19 protein-coding genes are annotated in these 21003 nt (G+C 35.8%); 14 read left to right on the top strand and 5 right to left on the bottom strand.

What is annotated here, in order from left to right; translation table 11 throughout:
• Positions 1–116 precede the first annotated feature (116 nt).
• Entirely contained in the window at positions 117–1262 is a 1146-nt protein-coding gene (locus QKW49_RS21505) for a hypothetical protein (protein ID WP_282864693.1), read from the bottom strand.
• Between the two features lie 243 nt (positions 1263–1505).
• Between QKW49_RS21505 and QKW49_RS21510 the strand changes: the two genes are divergently transcribed.
• The 6 genes from QKW49_RS21510 (at position 1506) to QKW49_RS21535 (ending at position 7789) form a co-directional block, all read left to right on the top strand.
• Complete coding sequence (locus QKW49_RS21510; RefSeq protein WP_282864694.1) at positions 1506–2435, top strand: UDP-glucuronic acid decarboxylase family protein; 930 nt, start codon at positions 1506–1508, stop codon at positions 2433–2435.
• 144 nt (positions 2436–2579) lie between these two features.
• A complete protein-coding gene (locus tag QKW49_RS21515) occupies positions 2580–3221 on the top strand; it encodes a class I SAM-dependent methyltransferase (RefSeq protein WP_282864695.1) in 642 nt (213 codons plus the stop codon).
• A gap of 2 nt (positions 3222–3223) precedes the next feature.
• Complete coding sequence (locus QKW49_RS21520; RefSeq protein WP_282864696.1) at positions 3224–4516, top strand: glycosyltransferase; 1293 nt, start codon at positions 3224–3226, stop codon at positions 4514–4516.
• A 41-nt stretch (positions 4517–4557) separates the two neighbouring features.
• Positions 4558–5553, top strand: a complete 996-nt coding sequence (locus QKW49_RS21525) for a glycosyltransferase (protein ID WP_282864697.1) — start codon at positions 4558–4560, stop codon at positions 5551–5553.
• A 119-nt stretch (positions 5554–5672) separates the two neighbouring features.
• Positions 5673–6965 carry a UDP-glucose/GDP-mannose dehydrogenase family protein gene (locus tag QKW49_RS21530; protein WP_282864698.1) on the top strand — a complete coding sequence of 431 codons (1293 nt, stop codon included), beginning with the start codon at positions 5673–5675 and terminating at the stop codon, positions 6963–6965.
• A gap of 23 nt (positions 6966–6988) precedes the next feature.
• Positions 6989–7789 carry a hypothetical protein gene (locus QKW49_RS21535; RefSeq protein WP_282864699.1) on the top strand — a complete coding sequence of 267 codons (801 nt, stop codon included), beginning with the start codon at positions 6989–6991 and terminating at the stop codon, positions 7787–7789.
• 47 nt (positions 7790–7836) lie between these two features.
• Here QKW49_RS21535 and QKW49_RS21540 read toward each other — a convergent pair whose 3' ends face one another.
• Positions 7837–8802 (bottom strand): GDP-mannose 4,6-dehydratase, encoded by a 966-nt coding sequence (locus QKW49_RS21540; RefSeq protein WP_282864700.1) that lies wholly within the window; start codon positions 8800–8802, stop codon positions 7837–7839.
• Positions 8803–8985: 183 nt separating this feature from the next.
• Between QKW49_RS21540 and QKW49_RS21545 the strand changes: the two genes are divergently transcribed.
• Together QKW49_RS21545 and QKW49_RS21550 are read left to right on the top strand one after the other, a co-directional pair.
• A complete protein-coding gene (locus QKW49_RS21545; RefSeq protein WP_282864701.1) occupies positions 8986–10083 on the top strand; it encodes a glycosyltransferase in 1098 nt (365 codons plus the stop codon).
• A 21-nt stretch (positions 10084–10104) separates the two neighbouring features.
• Entirely contained in the window at positions 10105–11190 is a 1086-nt protein-coding gene (locus QKW49_RS21550; protein ID WP_282864702.1) for a glycosyltransferase, read from the top strand.
• Positions 11191–11220: 30 nt separating this feature from the next.
• Here the strand turns inward: QKW49_RS21550 and QKW49_RS21555 are convergent, their stop codons facing one another.
• Complete coding sequence (locus QKW49_RS21555; RefSeq protein WP_282864703.1) at positions 11221–12234, bottom strand: CotS family spore coat protein; 1014 nt, start codon at positions 12232–12234, stop codon at positions 11221–11223.
• Positions 12235–12379: 145 nt separating this feature from the next.
• Between QKW49_RS21555 and QKW49_RS21560 the strand changes: the two genes are divergently transcribed.
• The 3 genes from QKW49_RS21560 to QKW49_RS21570 are packed head-to-tail and all read left to right on the top strand — an operon-like array spanning position 12380 to position 15237.
• The gene (locus tag QKW49_RS21560) at positions 12380–13468 is read left to right on the top strand and encodes a glycosyltransferase family 4 protein (protein WP_282864704.1); all 1089 of its coding nucleotides are present in this window, start codon (positions 12380–12382) and stop codon (positions 13466–13468) included.
• A gap of 25 nt (positions 13469–13493) precedes the next feature.
• Positions 13494–14081 (top strand): hypothetical protein, encoded by a 588-nt coding sequence (locus QKW49_RS21565; RefSeq protein WP_282864705.1) that lies wholly within the window; start codon positions 13494–13496, stop codon positions 14079–14081.
• Between the two features lie 49 nt (positions 14082–14130).
• Positions 14131–15237, top strand: a complete 1107-nt coding sequence (locus tag QKW49_RS21570; RefSeq protein ID WP_282864706.1) for a glycosyltransferase — start codon at positions 14131–14133, stop codon at positions 15235–15237.
• A 54-nt stretch (positions 15238–15291) separates the two neighbouring features.
• Here QKW49_RS21570 and QKW49_RS21575 read toward each other — a convergent pair whose 3' ends face one another.
• On the bottom strand, positions 15292–15876 hold the full coding sequence (locus QKW49_RS21575; protein ID WP_282864707.1) for a hypothetical protein: 585 nt from the start codon (positions 15874–15876) through the stop codon (positions 15292–15294).
• A gap of 388 nt (positions 15877–16264) precedes the next feature.
• Here QKW49_RS21575 and QKW49_RS21580 point away from each other — a divergent pair, with 388 nt between their 5' ends.
• From QKW49_RS21580 to QKW49_RS21590, 3 genes are all read left to right on the top strand, one after another.
• Positions 16265–17398, top strand: a complete 1134-nt coding sequence (locus QKW49_RS21580) for a hypothetical protein (protein WP_282864708.1) — start codon at positions 16265–16267, stop codon at positions 17396–17398.
• A 154-nt stretch (positions 17399–17552) separates the two neighbouring features.
• On the top strand, positions 17553–18719 hold the full coding sequence (locus tag QKW49_RS21585; RefSeq protein ID WP_282864709.1) for an N-acetylmuramoyl-L-alanine amidase: 1167 nt from the start codon (positions 17553–17555) through the stop codon (positions 18717–18719).
• Positions 18720–18731: 12 nt separating this feature from the next.
• The gene (locus QKW49_RS21590) at positions 18732–19055 is read left to right on the top strand and encodes a phage holin (RefSeq protein ID WP_282864710.1); all 324 of its coding nucleotides are present in this window, start codon (positions 18732–18734) and stop codon (positions 19053–19055) included.
• A gap of 185 nt (positions 19056–19240) precedes the next feature.
• Here the strand turns inward: QKW49_RS21590 and QKW49_RS21595 are convergent, their stop codons facing one another.
• Entirely contained in the window at positions 19241–20857 is a 1617-nt protein-coding gene (locus tag QKW49_RS21595) for a hypothetical protein (RefSeq protein WP_282864711.1), read from the bottom strand.
• Positions 20858–21003 lie beyond the last annotated feature (146 nt).

Raw genomic sequence — 21003 nt, forward strand, 5'->3', positions numbered from 1 at the left:
TAATGAATAATGAATAATGGACAATGGACAATGTACAATGAAAAATATAGAAGGAGTGAAGGATGGAGACGGAGGTGTCGACAACATCTTCTTCCGACTCCTTCACATCCATAGCTTCAAAGTGGCTTATCTATAAAAGGACTAAATTGTTGTATTTGCGCTATAGTATCCTGGAGATCTGCTTTATTGGTATCTTTTAAAATATTTATTGCTTTTGCCAATATTTCCCCACCATTGGTGGGGATTTTATCATAGGCGGATTGATACAAATGGCTGATGGAAAAGCATTGGTCAATGCATTCTTTCAGTACTTGTGTGCTGATATTTTCAATCAGCGGTAAATTACCGGAAAGCAAGTCGTTCAACAGTTTGATTTTAAGATTTCGCTCAGGAAAATCTCCCGGAAGAAACAGCAGCGGTTTTTTTGCGGCGATACAATCTTGAAGGATGCCCATCCCAGGTTTGGATACTACCAATTTGCTAGCGTTGATCAGGTTTATTCCGTTATTAAAAAGTGGAGCCCTGATAATATCCGGGTGAAAGGGAAATCTATTATTTTCCAGACTACTTGATATTACAATCCTATAATCTAGTTTTAAATGATTGACTGCACGATAAAAATCATGTAAATCTTTATAAACATTTTCCATTACCGCAGAACCGGCATGGATTAAAATGAACTGATCATCAGGTGACAGACCTAAAACTTTATTAACAGTCATTTTATCCATTGTAACTTTCCTCGATATAATTGGAATAGGTATATAGGCACATTTCATATTCGGTTTGTCCTGGGGGTGTTCAAGGTTTATATGAAAAAAGACATTGTGTCTGGAAGCAGTGCTACTGACAAGCCTCTTAAATGACGCTGTTTTGTAGTCATCGCTATTTGCAATGTTTATGTCGCCATGGTAGAGACAACTGGTAATGGTTTTATCTGAAAACAGATTCTTGAGACTGTTTATATTTGAAAAGAAATCATTGATTACTATGGAAGATGTTTTAATCTTGTGTAGTATTCTTTTATCTGTAGTTTTAATTGACGTCTTTAATTTTTTCTTTTTTGAACTTACGAATGAGTGATAATGGTATAAATTATATACATTGCAGTTGTGTTTGGATACATTCATATCAATAAAGTTTTTCATACTATCGCCGACTAGGCATGAGACTTGTTCATCAGTATATGTTCTTAAATTTTCTACCATTGCTATAAACCTCACAGAATGACCGAATCCGGAGTTTAAAATACTAGTTATCATAGAAGCACCTGCATTTCATTAAGATAGTTTAATACAATTACTCTAATATATGAATAGGGGATTGTAAAAATTACATCTCTATACACGATAGAAGAATAACCGTACTGTTTAACCAATTCGCGTATCTTTGCATATTATGTAAAAGGTACATTAATGCTCATAATTTAACGTGTTGTACTAGCTTAGCTTTTAGTCATCTATAAGTTAATAAATAGGTTAGTTTATTAATCTGGGGGAAAGAAAATGGATGCTATATTAGTAACTGGAGGCGCAGGATTTATTGGTGTAAACCTATGTTTGAGACTCCTCGGCGAGGGACATAAGGTTGTTTGTGTTGATAATTTGTTTAGCAGTAGTATAAATAATATTAAGCATTTAATCAATCATTCCAATTTTATTTTTTTTCAGGAAGATATTTTGAACTTTAATAAGAACATTGTTGTAGATGGAATTTACAACTTAGCATGCCCTGCTTCACCGAAGCAGTATCAAAAAGACCCTATTTATACGCTTAAAACAAATATTTATGGAGCAAACAATGTATTACAGCTTGCACAAAGATTAAATATCCCTATATTGCAAGCGTCTACTTCAGAAGTTTATGGTGACCCCTTAGAACATCCACAGGTAGAGGAATATAAGGGGAATGTAAATTGTATTGGCGTAAGATCCTGTTATGATGAAGGAAAGAGAGCTGCTGAAACGTTATGTATGGATTATCGCAGAATGTATGGGACAAACACTAAAATTGTGAGGATATTCAATACGTATGGTCCTTTCATGTCTGAGGATGATGGCAGGGTTGTAAGCAATTTTATTGTAAAAGCACTTAAGAATGAACCTCTGGAGATCTATGGAGATGGTAAACAAACCAGAAGTTTTTGTTATGTTGATGATTTGGTGGAAGGATTAATCAGGGCAGCCAACCAAGAGTTTGACTCGGGACCGATAAATTTAGGGAATGACCAAGAATATACAATGCTGGAGCTTGCAAATAAAATTATAAATATTACAAACAGCCGTTCCAATATTGAGTTTAAACCGTTACCGCAAGATGATCCTAAGAAAAGAAAACCCTGCATTCAAAAGGCTAAGCAATTATTGGGGTGGAAACCTAAAGTGGGCTTGAATGATGGTTTGCAAAAGACGATCGAATATTTTAAAAATTTATAACTATATAAATTGCGATAAAGAATTTACATTAGGAATTATTTAGTGAGGAGTGAGGAGTGGGGAGTCTTTACGCTCACCTCACTAAAGCAATATATTCCATATAAAATCTTTAATGCATTTAATATAAAAGAGGAGGTTATTTTCATGTATAAAGATCAATGTTTTTTGAATTTTGATGAATATTTTCGTTATAAGGCCGTAGCTGAAATTATTGATGCTATGGGGAAAAAAGGCTTAAGTGTATTGGATGTAGGAGGCGGTGCAGGCCGTTTTTTAAATTTCTTGAAAGACCATAGCGCCACTAGTGTGGATATTAAACAAGGAATAGATGGTACGCAGCTGCCCTATGAGACCGGATCTTTTGATGTAGTAACAAGCATTGATGCTCTCGAGCATGTTATAAAAAAAGATAGGGCCAAATTTATAACTGAAATGGTGAGGGTCAGCCGCAAAAAAACTATCTTGGCATTTCCTCACAGTGAGGCCACAGAAGTAACTCTCTTTATGAACAAATTTACAAACGGATGGTTAAAAGAACATATTGAAAAAGGGCTTCCTTCACAAAAAGAAGTGGAAGATATACTGGATGGGCTGCCTGTCACTTATAAAGTGTACAGAAATTTGGATGCGGCTGTTTGGGCTGTTATGACCATTGCAGAGTGGTATGCTCCGCAAGAGCTCAAGCAAAAATTAAATAAGAAGTTCAACCGGCTTTTTTACGGCAACTTAAATGATGATCCTTGTTATCGGCTTATATATGAAATAGATTTAATGAAGGAGGTATAATAATGGCCGGCGGCAATAAGCTTGTAAGCATTGTTATACCAACTTTTAATCGAATCGAACTATTAGAATTGACTCTATTATCTTTATATAAGCAGAGCGTTCCCTCCAATCGCTTTGAGGTTATTGTAGTGGATGACTGTTCTACGGATAAAACTCTAAAAGTTTTAAGCAAGATGCGTCCTCCCTTTAAATTGAAAGTTTTGCATAATGAGTCTAACCGGGGTGCCGCTTATTCACGCAACAGGGGTGTAATGGCATCTAAAGGAGAGATTATTATTTTTCTGGATGAAATGATAGTAGACAAGGACTTTGTCAGGGGTCATTTGAATTACCATGAAAAAGAGAAAATGGTAGTTACTACAACTTTTAGCGGCCGATATATTTACACACATTGTTATCTGGATTTTGCAAGATGTCAGCAGAAGGAATGTAAGAAAATTTCTAAGAAAATGCATAGTTCGAAGCATAAGTCACTTAAAGAAGAAAAAAAAATTTCCGGTAGTGAAGGAAAGGATAAGCATAAAATATATAAAAAAGAAGTACTGCGTTTGATTTCTCCCAAACAGGCCATAAACCACAGCGTTTTACAATTCGGGCTTAAAGCAGAGCAGCTTTCGAAAATTTATCATGCATTGCAAGATGCCTATGGTTTATACCTGGAAAGAATGGCTGCACCGTGGTTTATGTTTGTTACCAATGGAATATCGGTTCCAAGAGAGATGCTGAATGAAGTAGGATTATTTGATGAAAAGTTTAAGGGTGCATGGCTGGAAGATTGGGAATTGGGGTATCGTTTATATAAGGCGGGAGCAACTTTTTATAATGCTGATGATATTGTCTGTTGTCATCAGAATCATCCTATAGGCACAAATAAAAACTTAAGAATGGAAAACTATCTTTACTTTTCTAAAAAGTTCCCGGAAGTAGAGGTGCTGCTTGTAGCTGCTTTGACCATAGAACCATTTAAGTGGTCTATAGAAAGGTGGGGGAAAATAGTTACCTCCTTTAAAGAAATGGAAAAGACTCACGGCATCTTATACCCCGAATTTATAATCGCTTTTAGAGATCTTGCAGAGACATTGCGATGGCATGTTGAAAGGATATTAAGCAACTTGGATTTACCTTTGTTAAGTTCATCTGAAATAGGATTCGATAGGTGGCAAGCTGCTTTTGCTGAAAAAGTCAAAGAGCAGTTAGAGCAATTAGAGAAAGAATCTCTTGGATCAGGTCATTATAATGAGCTGGTAAGAGGATTTAAAGATTTGCTTTGTCTTCCGGTAAACAAAGATCATTAAAGAAGGCCTATGAAAAAGTTTTAGCGAGGTGGTGCTTTTCTATGGATAAGTTAAAAATTTTAATTCTTATTAGAAAGTTTGCTGATAAATATCCTAAGCAAAGATTTTTATTTGATTTGATTCCCGCAATACAGGATTTGGCAGATATAGAATACTGGCATGAAGATGGAGATATTAGAGAAATTTTAGAGAAAATCCGTTTTGAACCTGACTTTATATTTCAGTATGATATCGGTTGGGGATTTATTTATGCGCCACATATAACCGGCCTTGGTGAGATCGAGATACCTAAAGGTTGTTATGTAAATGATGTTCATAATCCAAGGGAAGAGAGGATAGCTTGCTTTGAAGATGGTAAAGTTGATTTGATCTTCTCCACGTATAGGGAGCCGTTCTTTAAGGCTTTCCCGGAACATCAAGATAAACACAGGTGGCTGCCTTTCTCCATAAATCCTGATGTAATGAAGGATTGGGGTTTGAGAAAGAATATCAACTTTCTTTTAATGGGTCAAGTTCATGTCGATGACAAGAATGACCCTCCCAAGAGGAATCCTCCGAAAGGAAGATATCCTTTCAGGGAGGCTGTTTTAGAAAGAATGAAGGAAGAGGGAAGATTTGTTTTTCATCCTCATCCGGGGCACTATGCCTTGCCTTCAAAAAATCTGGTGGTTAATGCAAAATATGCAAAGGAATTGAATCGCTCGAAAATCTTTTTTACTTGCGGCGGAGAGTTTAATTATGCTGTTGCAAAATTTTTTGAAGCCCCTGCATGCCGTACGTTATTATTGGCTAAACCGAACCAGGACATTCTGGATTTAGGCTTTATTGACGGGATTCATTTTGTTGCATGTGATGAATCAAATTTTTATGATAAAGCAATGTACTATATTAAAAACAAAGAGGAACGAAAATATATCATAGAAAACGGATACGATTTTATTCATACCTATCATACAAATCAGGTTAGGGCCCGGCAGTTTGTAAATTATGTTGAGGATTTTTTGAAAGAGTGTAATACAAGCAAGAAAATATTATAGGAAGATATATCGGCATCAATTTAGGAATCTTCTATATAGGATTTGAGGGGGACAATAACAATTTATGTACTACTTGCATAATATGGTATTGAAACTTTTACATTGTGGAGGATTTAAAGATGGATATATGTATGATAGGTACAGGGTATGTCGGACTAGTCACAGGAGCCTGCCTCGCACATGTGGGGAATAAAGTGATTTGCGCAGATGTAGATATATCAAAGATTGAAAAATTGAATAGCGGAGAAATACCAATATTTGAGCCGGGTTTAGAGCAGCTGATTAAAGAGAATTTAGGCAATCAAAGATTAGAGTTTACTTATGATATAAAGAAAGCGATAGAAAGCTCAACACTTATTTTTATTTCTGTTGGAACACCGCCTTGTAAAGATGGCAGTGCGGATCTCTCATATGTTTTCCAAGCAGCGCATGATATTGCTGCTTCATTAAATGAATATAAAATCGTGGTGGATAAGAGTACGGTTCCGGTAGGGACTGCAATGAAAGTAAAAGAAATCATACAAAAAAATAAAATGAATCATATTCCTTTTTCTGTCGTTTCAAATCCGGAATTTTTACGGGAAGGATCTGCAGTGAGAGATATCTTTGATGGTGACCGGATTGTAATAGGAGTAGAAGATAAAAAAGCTCAAGAAATAATGAAGAATCTCTATGAGCCTTTCGGAGTTCCTATCTATATTACGGACATCATAAGTGCCGAAATGATAAAATATGCTTCAAATGCTTTTTTGGCAGCTAAGATATCCTTTATCAATGAAATAGCAAACATATGTGAAAAGCTGGGAGCCGACGTCACTGCAGTTGCATGTGGTATGGGAATGGATAAAAGAATAGGTCCAAGCTTTTTAAATGCAGGATTAGGTTATGGAGGCTCCTGTTTTCCTAAAGATGTAAAGGCAGTGATGGCTACTGCAAAAGAAAACAAATATGACTTTAAAATACTAGATGCGGTTATGCAGGTAAATGACAATCAAAAAAAAATATTTGTTCAAAAGGTATTAAATCAATTGTGTGATATCAAAAATCCTGCAGTTGGTGTATTAGGGCTGGCATTTAAGCCTCATACTGATGATATAAGAGAGGCGCCATCTCTATATATTATTCAAGAATTGAGAGAAACCGGTATACGAATCAAAGCATATGATCCTATTGCCATAAGCAAAACAAAAGAAGTAATATCAGACATAGAGTATTGCAGTAGTTTATACGAAGCTTGTAATGATGTTGATGCAGTGCTGATTGTTACTGAGTGGGATGAGTTCAAAAATATGAACTTAGATCTGGTAAAACGTAAAATGAAAGCACCTTTGATGATTGACGGAAGAAATCTGTTTGATCCCAAAAGAATGGCTGAAAAAGGTTTTGAATATATTTCCGTAGGTAGAAGGTAGACGTATAATAGGAGGCAGTGGGTTTGAAAAAAATATGCTTTGCAATACTGGTACATGAAAAAAGAAAAGTGATAAAAGATTTGCTTTCAAACATCAAGCACTTTTGTCCACAGAGCTCAATTGTCTTGTATAATGGGGGGGATGATCCTGATTTATGCAATGGTTTGGGATATCCGGTTTGTCCAACCAGTAAGAAAATGTACTGGGGTAATCTTGCGCTATTTATATTGGAAGTGATGGAATGGCTTCAGGATATTGGTTATGATTACGATTATCTATGCACCCTTGATTCGGATGCTTTATTTAGTAAAAAAGGCTTTGAACAATTTATCGCTTCTCAAATGAAAAATGCCGATTATATGGGGGTAAGAGCAAAAAAATATGATGATACATGGCGCCCCGGGCGGCAAATGAAAAAAAAGTGGCATGTGTGGAGGCCTATATTCAAATGTCCTGATTTTTACGGTTGTTTTAATGTTGGGCAAGTTTTTAAAAAAACACTGGTAGAAAGAATTCTCGCATTTAATAAAATTGATGAAATAAAGAGCAATATAACTGAAAACAGTTCTTTTGCTCTTGAAGAAATATTATACGTAACACTTGCAAATGTGCTTGGCGGTAGAATAAAAGCCTACCCCAGAGATGTTGCGAAGCACATTCGATACCGACCTTACGTGACCAAAAAGCAACTGCAGAAAAAAATAGAGAGTAATAGTAAATGCTATCTCGTACATCCTGTTCCTCGGAACATGAAAAATGATGCCAGGGTATTCGTTAGAAGCCTTGTAGAATCATATAGTAAAGATAAAAATAAAAAAAGATAAATCTGTCTATTCATCATAGGCAGATTTATTTTTTTTGCAATCTCTTTTTAAATATCATATATCTCCTTGTTTTTTAAATACCAGTCTATAAATCTTTCAATTCCGGAATCAAAACTAACTTTTGGGCAATATCCGAGTTGATTTTTTGACTTATTTATATCAGCATAAGTAGTTTTAACTTCTCCCAACTGATCCGGTAAATAGCTTGTGATCGCTCTTTTATTCAGTTTGACTTCTATTAATTCCAGCATATCTTTTAGACTAATAGGGTTTGAACTTCCCAGATTAAATGCTTCATAGCTGCATTCATACCCGATTGCTGAAACGATGCCGTCTACGATATCATCTATATAAGTATAATCTCTTTGTGTTGTACCATCACCATACAACGGAAGCTTTATTCCTTTATCGATACATCTTGTGAATAGATTTATTGCCATTTCCGGTCTTTGCCTTGGTCCGTAAACAGTAAAAAACCTCAAAATAACTATAGGGATACCGTATAGACGGTTATAAGTTGCACAATAAAGTTCCCCGCAGCGTTTTGCTGTTGCGTAAGGAGATATCTGTAAATCTAATGGGTCATTTTCTTTAAACGGGATATGGCGGCTGTTTCCATAGACTGAAGAAGAGGAAGCAAAGACGAATTTATTTACATGGTATTTTGCAGCAAATTCAAGCAGGTTAACCGTTCCGCTGATATCCACATCTATGTATTCCAGAGGATCACCAATAGATTTCCTTACCCCTGCAAGCGCTGCCAGATGTACAATCTTCTCTATATGAAATGTACTGAATATATGCTCAAGAATCAGATGATCTCTTATATCTCCTTTAACGAGTTTATAATGATTACTTAGCAAAAGGCTATCAATATTCTTCATTTTAAGTGTGGGTTTATAAAAATCGTTAAAACAGTCCAAGTTTATAATATTATATCCCATACTTATAAGTCTTTCGCATAAATGAGAGCCTATAAAACCTGCGCCGCCGGTGACTAAAACAGTTTCCATTTTCTAACCTCCAAATTAAGAATAGGGTACTATCTTATTTAACATCATATGCAATAGCATCCTGATTTGTTATAGACGGATTTTCAAGGTTCAAAGGAAGATATAGGTCATATTGCTTGTAACGGTTTATATTCTTTTCGAATACGATATATTAAAACTTATAAAGGAAGGGTGACCACACAAGTGAAAACCGTAGCGGTAGTAGCAGATAGGTTTATTCTTGACGTACGGACGTATATCTATGAAGAAATTACTGCAATGAAAAAATACAATATTCTTGTGCTTACAAAGCGGAGAGAAAATAGCCATATTTATCCGTTTAAGAATGTATATGAATGTAAAAATAAAGAAAACCCGATGAAAGAATATGTAAATATGATTAAAAAGCAAAAAGCTAGGCTTATTCATATAAAGTTCGGAAACGATGCACTTCAATATATCAAGTTAAAACGGATAACAGGACTTCCTTTAGTTGTTTCGTTTCATGGATATGATGCTTCCGGTGCTTTGAAGAATCCCTGGATATTGCATAAATATAAAAAGGAATTATTTCCGAATACAGATCATATCGTAACAGTATCACAAAAACTAAAAGATAATTTGGCAGCTGCAGGATGTCCTTCTAACAAAATTACAGTTCTGTGGAGTGGAATAGATTTAGAAAAATTTTATTATAAACCCCGAACATTAAATAACGGTGAGGCGGTCAGGATTCTTTCCGTCGCGCGGTTAACAGAAGCCAAAGGATTAAAATACCTTATAGAAGCTTTTGAGAAGATTGTAAAAATAAAACCTGATATAGAGCTTTCTATAGTAGGAAACGGGCCTTTAAAGAAAGAATTAAAGAAGCAAATTTCTGACCTAAAGCTAAATCAAAAAGTTAAAATTTATGACTTTATATCACCCCATAAGATCCCTGATGTTATGAATGATCATCATATATTTTGCCTTCCGTCTATTGTTGCGTCCAATGGGATTGAAGAAGGGACACCAAATGTGCTGAAAGAGGCATGTGCCTCAGGTATGCCGGTTGTAGCTACAAGCCACTCAGGTATTCCCCATGTAATTAATAATGGGAAAAATGGCTTTTTAGTAAATGAAAAAGATACTGAACAACTGGCTCAAAGTTTAATCTATCTTATTGAGCATTCTGAAATTTGGGAGAGTATGAGCCAATGGGGAAGAAGCCATATTGAGGAAAATTTTGATAAAATAAAACAAGCGGAAAAAATAGAGAAAATCTACGCTGATTTGATCAAAAAGTCAAAACGGGGTCATTAATTCAATATAGAGGTGATGAGCATGAAAAATGTAGCAATCCTTATAGAGAAGTTTCTTCCAGGTATACAGACATTTATCTATGAAGAGTTAACTGCAATAAATAAATTTAATATGTTTGTGTTAACAGAAGAAAGATTAAGTGAAGACATATACCCATTTGAAAATGTGCATATATGTAAAAAAATGAAAGAGTATTCGAAAACTATTAAAAAGCAGAATATTAAATTAATTCATACAAAATTCGGGCAAAATGCACTACGCTATCTAGAACTCAAGAAGCTGACCGGCGTACCCTTTATTGCTTCTTTTCATGGTGTGGATGCTTCTCACCAGTTAAAGAGTCGTTGCATGCTATCTATGTACCAAAAAAAGCTCTTCCCAAAAGTAGACCATATTATTGCCGTATCTCCAACATTAAAAGACAATTTGGTAAAGGCAGGCTGCCCTAAAAGTAAAATTACTGTGATCTGGAGTGGGGTAGATGTAGAAAAGTTTTATTATAAACCCCGTGTAATACAAAACAATGAGACAGTGAAAATTGTTTGTATTGCCCGGTTAGCAGAAAAAAAAGGGCATAAGTATCTGATAGAGTCTTTTTCAAATATTGTAAAAGTAAGGCCTAATACAGAGCTTTTAATAATAGGAGAGGGTAGACTGAAGGATATGCTGCAAAAACAGATTTCTGAGCTGAAGCTCCAGGATAAAGCAAAGATTTTGGATTTTATATCCTTCCGGGATGTTGCGGATATATTATACAACCATCATATTTTCTGTCTCCCATCAATCACAGCAGCTAATGGCGATCAGGAAGGAATTCCTAATGTGCTAAAAGAAGCATGTGCAACAGGCATGCCGGTTGTTTCTACGTATCATGCAGGAATCCCACTATTGATAAAAGATGGGAAAAACGGTTTTCTCGTTAAGGAAAAGGATACGGAGCAGTTAACCGATAGACTGCTTTTTCTGATAGATCATCCTGAGATTTGGGAGAGTATGGGCCATTGGGGAAGAAATCATGTTGAAGAAAATTTTGAAAGATTTAAACAGGCAAAGAAGGTTGAAAAACTTTACTCAGACGTTCTTAAGTCAACTAAGGGGAAGCGGTAGCTGATCCTCATCCTCGGTTTTTTATCTATATTATCCCGGAAGCTTTTTAATTACTTTCTCTATAGTGGGGATATCATTAACAATCTGTCTCATCCGTTGGGTGCATTTCTGCTTCTCCACCGGAGATTTCCTCATATAATAACGGGATCCAAATTCCCAAAATTCCTGGGGAAACTCCATAAACGCTTTCATGATTTTAATTTGATCCTCTGTGACAGGATTTTTATTCTGATAAGTATTTAATATGAAATCAATTTTATCTATATTAAATTCTTTATATCTTACGTTTTTCATGATGAAGTTTGCTAAGTCATGAATGGTCATATCAAGGATACAAAAATCAAAGTCAATCAAATAGACATTATTGTCTTTGGTGATTAATACATTTTGATTTCCCGTATCATGATGGCAGAAAGTTTTTTCTTTCTTATACTTTTCTGATATTTTGGCATAGTTATTCTTTTTTAAATGGCGAATTGATTTTATGCCTAAACTGTAAAAGTAATCAACATATTCGATAACCATGTTATCAAAATCACTTTTTTTCTTTTTAGAATAAGCTGCTTCTTTAAAAATCAACATGTCTTTACATCGCATATTAAAGTTTTCTATCCATTTTCCCCAGTAAACCCTTGGACTGGCATTTTTGCTGGGTTTAAATCCTTTTGAGGCTTGATGTAATTCCGCTAAAGCTTCTGTTGCAAGTTTTAAATTCAAATCATTGTTATATTTAGCCTCCTTTGCATCAATCCAATCAATAATCATCAGTATGCCTGCATCTGTGTTTATACCTATCTTTCCATCCCTTGTCGGCAATACCTTGGGGATGTTTTTGAAACCATGTTTGCGGGCATGTTCCATCGCTTCAAAAGAAAATTCAACTCTATTATATGACGTGTCTACTATTTTCACTGCTTTTACGCCCTTATTGGTAACAAGCTTCATTATTTTTCGGACAGGTTCATAATGAGATATCTTTAGCCCATAGCCTTTACTGATAATGTCGGTGCAATCCCCAATAGTTTCCCAGGTGTCACGCTGCAAAATAATCACTTCCATCCATAAATAAGTATCATATTAATTGCATTATATGAAAACAGAAAATGAATGTTACCTTTAAAAGTAACCATACGGCTTTTTAATTAATATAATACTTTTAAGGATATATAAACTTGAAAGGGGAATCACATTGGAAATTGAATATTTATCCAATTCGATCATTCCGTCACGTTCTGCTAATAGCATTCATGTTATGAAGATGTGCCAGGCATTTGCAAATAATGGTCATAAAGTGGTGCTGCATGCTGACCTTTCGAAAGAGCAGATCACGGATGTATATGCTTATTATGGCGTAAAGAAATGCTTTAAAATAAAAAAACGGAAGTTCGGTGACATCAAAGATATAAAAAAATCTTATAAAAAAATCCCCGACTTGTTTTATGCCAGGGATTTAAATGACCTGCTAAAAGTTGCTCCTTTAAAAAGACCACTTATATTAGAAGTACATCGTCCTCTAGAGAGTAAACGTGATAGAGAACGTATATCAAAACTTTTTTCTTATAAAAACTTCAAAAGACTGATAGCTATTTCAGATGCTTTACGGCTGGAGTATCTCAGACAATTTCCTGATTTAAAAGCAAAAACAATACAGGTAGCACCTGATGGTGCCGATTTACCGGAAAAATCAGACTACTCCGACATTGCTATTAAAACTTTAGGCCGTGGCACAAATCCGAAGGTAGGATATATCGGCCATTTATATCCCGGTAAAGGAATGGAAATGATTGTACAAATAGCAGCAAGGCTTCCGAATATTGATTTTCATATTGTTGGAGGAATAAAAGAGGATATTCAATATTGGAGAAAAAACACGAATAGTCAAAACATTTATTTCTATGGATTTGTTCCCCATGGGCAGTTAACAGCATATTATAGATATCTTGACATTGTTCTTGCTCCTTATCAGTATCATGTAGCCGTTTTTAGAAGTAGCAAAATCAATATAAGCCAGTGGATGTCTCCGTTAAAAATATTTGAATATATGGCGTATACCAAACCGATTATCGCTTCGGACCTGCCGGTTTTGCGGGAGGTCCTTGTGGATGGGGTGAATGGTTTGCTATGTCCGCCTGAAGATGTGGAAGCATGGGTAACGGCAATACTAAGATTAACAAATGATGTTGAACTGCGAAAAGAGTTAGCCGAAACTGCCCATCATGAATTTTCGGAGCATTATACATGGAGAAAGCGTGCTAAAAAAGTTATTAAAGGCTTATAAAATAGAAAGCAGGAGGATAACAGAGATGGAAGACTTTAGATCTATTTACGTCACTCAAACACCTACCAAAGAACTAAAGATTCATAATCCTACTAATTATCCCCTTATTGGAAAAGGGAAACAAGGTGCTGTGTTTAAGATTTCACCTGAACAGTGTGTAAAAATATATGCCTGCAAACAACATGCCGAAATTGAGGGCAGAGTATATAAAAGCCTTCAAGGTTCTCGTATTATTCCCAAACTATACGAAATAGGACATAAATATATTATTATAGAATATGTTCCAGGGCTGACATTAAAGAAATATCTTCAAATAAAAGGTAGAATTTCCAAATCGCTGGCTTGTGAAATTTTATTTGCGTTTAAAGAAATGAAGCGTTTAGGAATCAGCCGGTTGAATGTCAACCTTCGCCATATTATTGTAGCAAAAAAACGTTCATTCAAGGTAATCGATCATGTTAATTCACTTAAGCATCATGAGCCCTACCCGTTCAAGTTGTTTGATTATTTGGATGAGTTAGGCTTGCTGCGTTCTTTTTTAAAATATGCAAAAGAGATAGATCGGGTCATGTATGACGAATGGAAGGTAACAATGAGTAAATATTTTAAATAAAGATTCGGGCACACCATACGCCTATTTAATGAGAAAGGATGATTTTGATATGAAGACAGTCGCATTGATATCTCAGATATTTCTTCCTCCTACCCAAACTTTCGTCTATGATGAAGTTACAGCAATCAAAAACTTTAATATTCTGGTATTGACAAGACAGCTGCAAAATAAAGAACAGTTTCCATATAAAAATTTATATGTATGCAAGAATTCTTCAGTAATACTCAAAGAATTTTCCAAAGTTATAAAAAAGAAAGAGGCTAAGCTTATTCATGTTCAGTTTGGTACGGTAGGACTTCAATATATGAAGCTGAAAAAGCTAACCGGCCTACCCTATATTGTAACTTTTCATGGATATGATGCTTCAAAAAAATTGAATGATCCTTCAATTCGATCCGGATATAGAAAAGAGCTATTCACAAAAGCAGATCATTTTATAGCAGTATCGCAGAATCTTAAGAATAACCTGGTAAACGCAGGATGTCCTGAAAATAAGATAACCGTTTTATCCAGTGGAATTGATGTAATGCAATTCCATTATCAACCGCGGACAATCAATAACAATCAAACGGTGAAGATTCTAACAGTTGCACGTTTTACAGAAAAAAAAGGAATTGAATATCTTATTCAATCTTTTGCCGATGTTGTAAAAGCAAAACCTAACACAGAACTGTTAATCGTTGGGCAGGGAGAATTAAAACAAAAGCTGCTAAAGCAAATTTCAAAATTAAATCTCAATTCCAAAGCAAAGATTGTTGACTTCATGCCCCATGATGAAATTGTAGACATTATGCATAAATGCCATATATTCTGTCTTCCATCTATTACTTCTTCGACCGGTGACCAGGAAGGATCGCCAACTGTATTGAAAGAAGCTATGGCAACAGGTATGCCGGTAGTTTCTACTTATCATTCCGGTATACCCGATCTGGTGAAAGATGGGGAAAATGGTTTTCTTGTTCCTGAAAAAGATGCTGATAGACTAGCTAATAGATTGATCTATCTGATTGATCACCCGGAAATATGGGAAAGCATGGGGCAGTGGGGAAGGAAGCATGTTGAAAAGAATTTTGATAGATTTAAGCAAACAAAAAAACTTGAAGAGATCTACTCCGGCTTTATAGACAAAGAAAAGAAAAAAAACAAATGCAACTAGACAAATAAGAAGGAAAGTTTAACGCCGTTAGGTCTTAAACTTCCTTCGTATTCATTATAAATACTTAGCCATCGATTTTTTCCATTCTCGATATGTCTTTTTATCAATCTTTTTTACTTGTTTAAGAAATGGCTTCAATAATCCTAATTCCTTTAGTTTATCAAATAACCTGATTGGTCGGCGTTCTGTGGCCCTGAATGAATTTACATGATCTATTATTTTGAGTACTCCTTGTTTACTTACAACGACATGTCTTAAACGTACATTCAACCGTGTGAATCCTAGACGTTTCATCTCTTTTAACATAAATAGAATTTGTCTTACCAGTTCCTCCGTTATGGTATGTTTTATTTCTAGGTACTCTTCTAATGTTGATCCCTCAACATATTCAATGATAATATAGTTTGGCCCTACCTCGTATAATTTAGGAATGATGGGCGAGTTTTGCATCGCCATATATGTTTTGCTTTCTATTTTTCGATGTTCGGGCAATGCATATATCTTTACACAACGGCTTGGAGAAAGTTTGAAAACAGCTCCCTGGGAACCCTTTCCGATAAACTCATAATGAGTAGGATTATCAAATTCCACTGTTTTACCTGCCCTGCGTGTAACGGATATTAATCTGAAATCGTCCATTTTTTTGCCTCCAAATTTATTACGGTACACTACTGTTATTAACATAATATGTAAAAAAAGCGGATTGGTGCATATATAAATATAGATAGGTGGATGTGGAAAAATGCTTAATTGGTCAGGGCAACACATGGGGACAGGGCCGCAGTCCGGCCAAAAGCCAGGCCTGACAGCAGACCAGTGCCCAAGTCTTGCCCTTCTGCATGCTAAACTCGACTTTTTCACATCCGCCTATATCCTTGCAATACATAATGTAGCGCTTTTGTAACTTATTTTATAATCTAAACATAGTATAAATTATCTGAATAACAGCAAGCAGTCTATCAATATTTTTGTTGAAATCCATGTAGTTTAGCGTCGGAATAATACAATTTGGAATGGCGGTGTTTTTATGATAACTAGTCTTATTAAATCCGGATTCGGACATTCAGTCAGATTTATAGCTATGGTAGAAAATTTAAGAAAGTATAGTGATGAAAAAATCTCATACCTGGCACCGGAATGTATGCAAAAGTTTATTGAAAGTAATGTAGCAAATTACAATTGCAAACCATATGACCTTTATTACTACCTGGCATTAATGGAGGAAAAAGCAGTAAAACCGAAGAAGAATATGAAGAAAGGTGACCAAAAATTGATTCAACAGCTCCAAAAATCTTCCGTTCTTATTGATGATTTTTTCTTATATGCGAGACTGAGGAAGCTATTCTCTAATAAAACGATTACTTGTGGACTATATCATGGAGATATAAGCATTTCGAAAAATGACAGCAAAGAGGTAGTCTTTTTTAAAAATGGTGTTTGTAAGCGAGCAAATCAGCATGATGTTTTTTTTCATATAAATTTGGAGCAACCGAAAAATAAACCTGATATCAAGTGTATGTATATCCCTATTCCTATTATAACCAGACAAGTTTCCATGAGCAAACAGAGTGTAAATAGGCTTTTGGGGTTGTCGCCCGATGAAAAATTTATTTTAGTGCATGCCGGTGCGGCGGTAAGTACAAATGTGTATAAAAAATTATATCCGTTTTATGATGCAATAAATAGACTTAAAAGTGAACATAGAATTGTAATAGCAGGTAGTATAGATAATCATGAGTTCCCGTTTCATTCGGGGATCATTAAAGCGCCAATATTCTATAACGGCATAGATTTGGTAAATGCAAGCGAATTAGTGATTTCTAAACCCGGAATGGGGATATTGCAAGACTGTATTGCTGCTAAAAAAAAGTTGCTATTTGTTCCAGCAGATAGTCCGGAAAGAGATGTTAAGATTGATTTGCTAAATAAACTGCTGTCAAATAATCTGCCCATTATAAATAAAATTAGTGCTTCAAATTTAGGAGCTTGTATTAGTGAATGCTTTTCTATGGAGGATATCTATGTCCAAAGTTTTGCAAAAGTCCCGACCAATGGTGCAGATGTATTAGCTAAAGACATAAATATTTTGAAAGATACTAAGAAAAGTGACCTTGCGGAAGCAGTATCTTTAATTCGAAAAGAAAGGCCTTTTATCGTATGACTGTTTAGTGGTCAAGTAATAGTATGAATCGAAAATAATAGGGATCCTCAATTATAAAATATTCTTATTTTTTTGTCTCATTTTTCTAGTTATTTAAATAATATGAATAATAAAGAGTCGAATATATCCGCTTTGTGGAGAAAGGGATGATTCAATGAAGTTGGTAATTGACCCGGGACATGGAGGTAGTGATCCCGGTGCGGTGGGAAGCTACAGCAAAGAAAAGGATATTAACCTGCTTCTTTCTTTGAAACTCAAGAATAAACTTACAGCCAGCGGTATAAGTGTCATTTGTACCAGAGAGGATGATAGCGAAGTAAGCTTGCAGAAGAGATGTGATATTGCGAATAACTACGGGGCTGATTACTTTATCAGCATGCACTGCAATAGCGCTAAAGATACCGGTGCAAGCGGCACCGAGACCTACTGTCTCGCGACAGGAGGAAAAGCTTATGAACTGGCAAAAGTGCTGCAGCAAGCGATGATTGAGTTTAATAATAACAAGGATAGAGGCGTAAAGGTAGCCAATTATTATGTATTAAAATATACGAATATGCCGGCAGTTATTATCGAAACCATGTTTTTATCCAACCAGCAGGAAGAAGAACGGCTAAATAACACACAGTGGCAGGATTTATTTACAAGTTATCTGGCAGAAGCCATATGTGTATATCTGGGATTTACACCTGTGCTATCAAATAAAACCCCCATTATGGGAGGGGCGGAAGCTACAGCAAAGCAAATGGATATCTTTTTAAGGAAGTTTAATGCGGATGCGCCATATCTGGCTGAATTGTATTTGAAAGTGGGGAAACTGGAAGGAGTGAGAGGAGACCTTGCTTTTGCACAGTCAATATTGGAAACAGGCTATTTCAGATTTGAAGGGGCGGTATCGAAAGCACAAAATAATTTTGCTGGATTAGGTGCTACCGGTAACGGTGTTCAGGGAGCGGTTTTTGGCACACCGGAGGAAGGTATTACGGCGCAAATACAGCATTTGAAGGCATATGCCACCACCAACCCTTTAAATACCGTACAAGTAGATCCTCGTTTTAATTTGGTTCAGAGAGGAAGTGCACCTTATTGGGAGGACTTGAACGGCAAGTGGGCAGTACCCGGTAATGGCTATGGTGAAAATGTCGTAAAGATATGGAATGAAATATTAACAGTTAGCGTGGAAAATCAAGTAGAACACTATGCGCAGGAGGCTTATGATGAATGGAAAGCAAAAGGGATCGTGCTTGAAGATCATGACTTGAATACGCCTATTACATGGGGAGAGTATGTCATAACGCAGCAAAGAATTAAAAATCTGGAATAGGGAGGTTATCATATGTTTGAGGAATTAATAACACAATTACTATCGGTATTGATACAAATTCTTGTTCTGGCTGTGGGCACTTATATTATTCAATTTATAAGAGCCAAGGTTGGAGAAGAGAAACTGAACACATACTACAGCTATTCAAAAATGGTAGTTACGGCAATAGAACAAATTTTCGGAGGAGGAAACGGGGCCGATAAAAAGCAGGAGGCGATGCAAGTGCTGAGAAATCTGACCAAAGGAAAATTGAGCGATGAACAACTTGACAAGCTCATCGAGGCAGCAGTTTATGAAATGAATCAAGTATTGATCTTAAACGGTCTTAAAGAATAACATATAGGGTAAACCGCCGGGCATATTTAGGAATCATAAAATAATAATTGCCCATTTTTCAAGCGGTTATTTTTCGATATTGCTTCGTTGTCGTCGGCTTAAATATCTAGATATTTAAGCCTCCTCCGTCTTGCACTATCAAAAAATCCCTCGCTTGAAAATCGGGTATTATTATTCCGTCATTCCTAAATGCCGGCGGTTTGTTTATCAGGATCACTTAAAGCTTTTTTAATTAAGTCTTCGAAGTTTTTTCTGTCACTTTTACGTTTTAGAGCCGCAATCTCTTTGTCAATACGTGTGATATTCGAGTTGATAATATTTTTTTGGGTATCTTCTATATGTTCGATTTTCATCAGCAGTTCTTGAAAATTTTCTTTTAACTCTTCAATCTCGGATCTGTGTTGTACATCCAGGTCTTTTTTTAAGTCTTTATCAAATTTGGATATTTGATTTAATTCTAATAGTTTCTTTTTAATTTGAGTCAGGTCTTCTTGCAGCATATTCAGCATAATTTTTAATTTGGTGTTTTCTACGCTATCCATACCCGAAGACGACGGTGAAGGTGAAGAACCGGACGAAGAACGAAATAATTCCGCAGCCTTTGAAGGATCACTGGATAGCTGAGAGAAATCTTCCGCGGCAATAGAGCCGGTTGGAGCTGAAGTACCGGCAGGGTCAAATGAAGAAGGTGCAAAGGACTTTCTATTACTCGCAGCAAACTCTTCTACTTCGAAACCAGTGCTTTTATATTCCGGCTCCATGCTTTTAGAAGGCAGCCGTTCGAGAAGGTTGGATAAAAGATATAAGTTAATATCGGAGTTTGTACTGTAACCATAGCACAGGTCACAGATTATGTTTTTCTTATCCGAAGCCGGAGGCAGCCTGCATCCGAATAACGAGATATTGCCATATCTGCCTGCAATAAATTGTGAGGCTCTACTCCATGTGATGCCGTCATCATCTGAAGAAGAACTGTAAACTTTAATGTCCTGCTGCCATAGAATCCATAGCTTCCCTTCTGTTTTGAACATGACGGGTTGGGTGCCTCCCGGACATCGTGCGTAAATGATAGACGCTTTGTCCCATAAGGCTTTGTCAAAACTGTTAAAAGGCTTGCGCGTATACAAGATATCATAATATTTCTCATTCTTTTTTAGATATACCAGATGAATATTATCGTCTCGGTCTATTAATGTATAGGGCAGGCAAACATTCCGATCTTGTTGATCAATGGCAGTAAATCCAGTCCATGTTTTTTTAGACCAAAGATATATTCTATACCCCATTCTTTCCGAGTCAATGCTGCTTTGATAATAAACATGAATATTATCGGAATTATCTACTGAAATAGAGAAAGGTCTTTCATTTTTGATTACATAATCTATCACGTTAGGAGGTACATTACTGTTATCCAACATGTGATGAATGAGAAGACTCTTATCTTTATAATCGATAATATAAAACAGGTTAATCCACTTATTGACGTATACTATCTTGAAATGCTTTGCGTATGCTCTATTTGTTTTGCTTTGAAGAATAGTATATTTATGCCACTGCTGTCCGTTATACATCAGATAAATGATACTCCCCAGCTTATCCTGACATACCAGATGTATGTTATCACGCGCATCTTGAGTTACATCGAAATCTCCTTCTCCGTTTTTGAGAAGGATTTCGTAATCATTCCACTGGTTTTCGGATTTTTTTTTATAGCAGATTCCAACGCTTGGAAGATGGAAAAAGTGCCATTGTTCTTTTGCAGATTGTTGAAGCAGATATTGATTGGAAGCAATTCTAGCCAAATAAACACCCCGTTCTATTCTGTTATGATCTTTTAATACATATATATGTTTTACTTATGCAAATTATAATTTTTTTTCGAATTAATCACACATAACGACGATTAACATATTATGTTATTGAAGGAAGTTATCCTAACAAGGATAAA

The organism is Petroclostridium sp. X23 (genome assembly GCF_030013905.1).
Classification (GTDB): Bacteria; Bacillota; Clostridia; order SK-Y3; family SK-Y3; genus X23.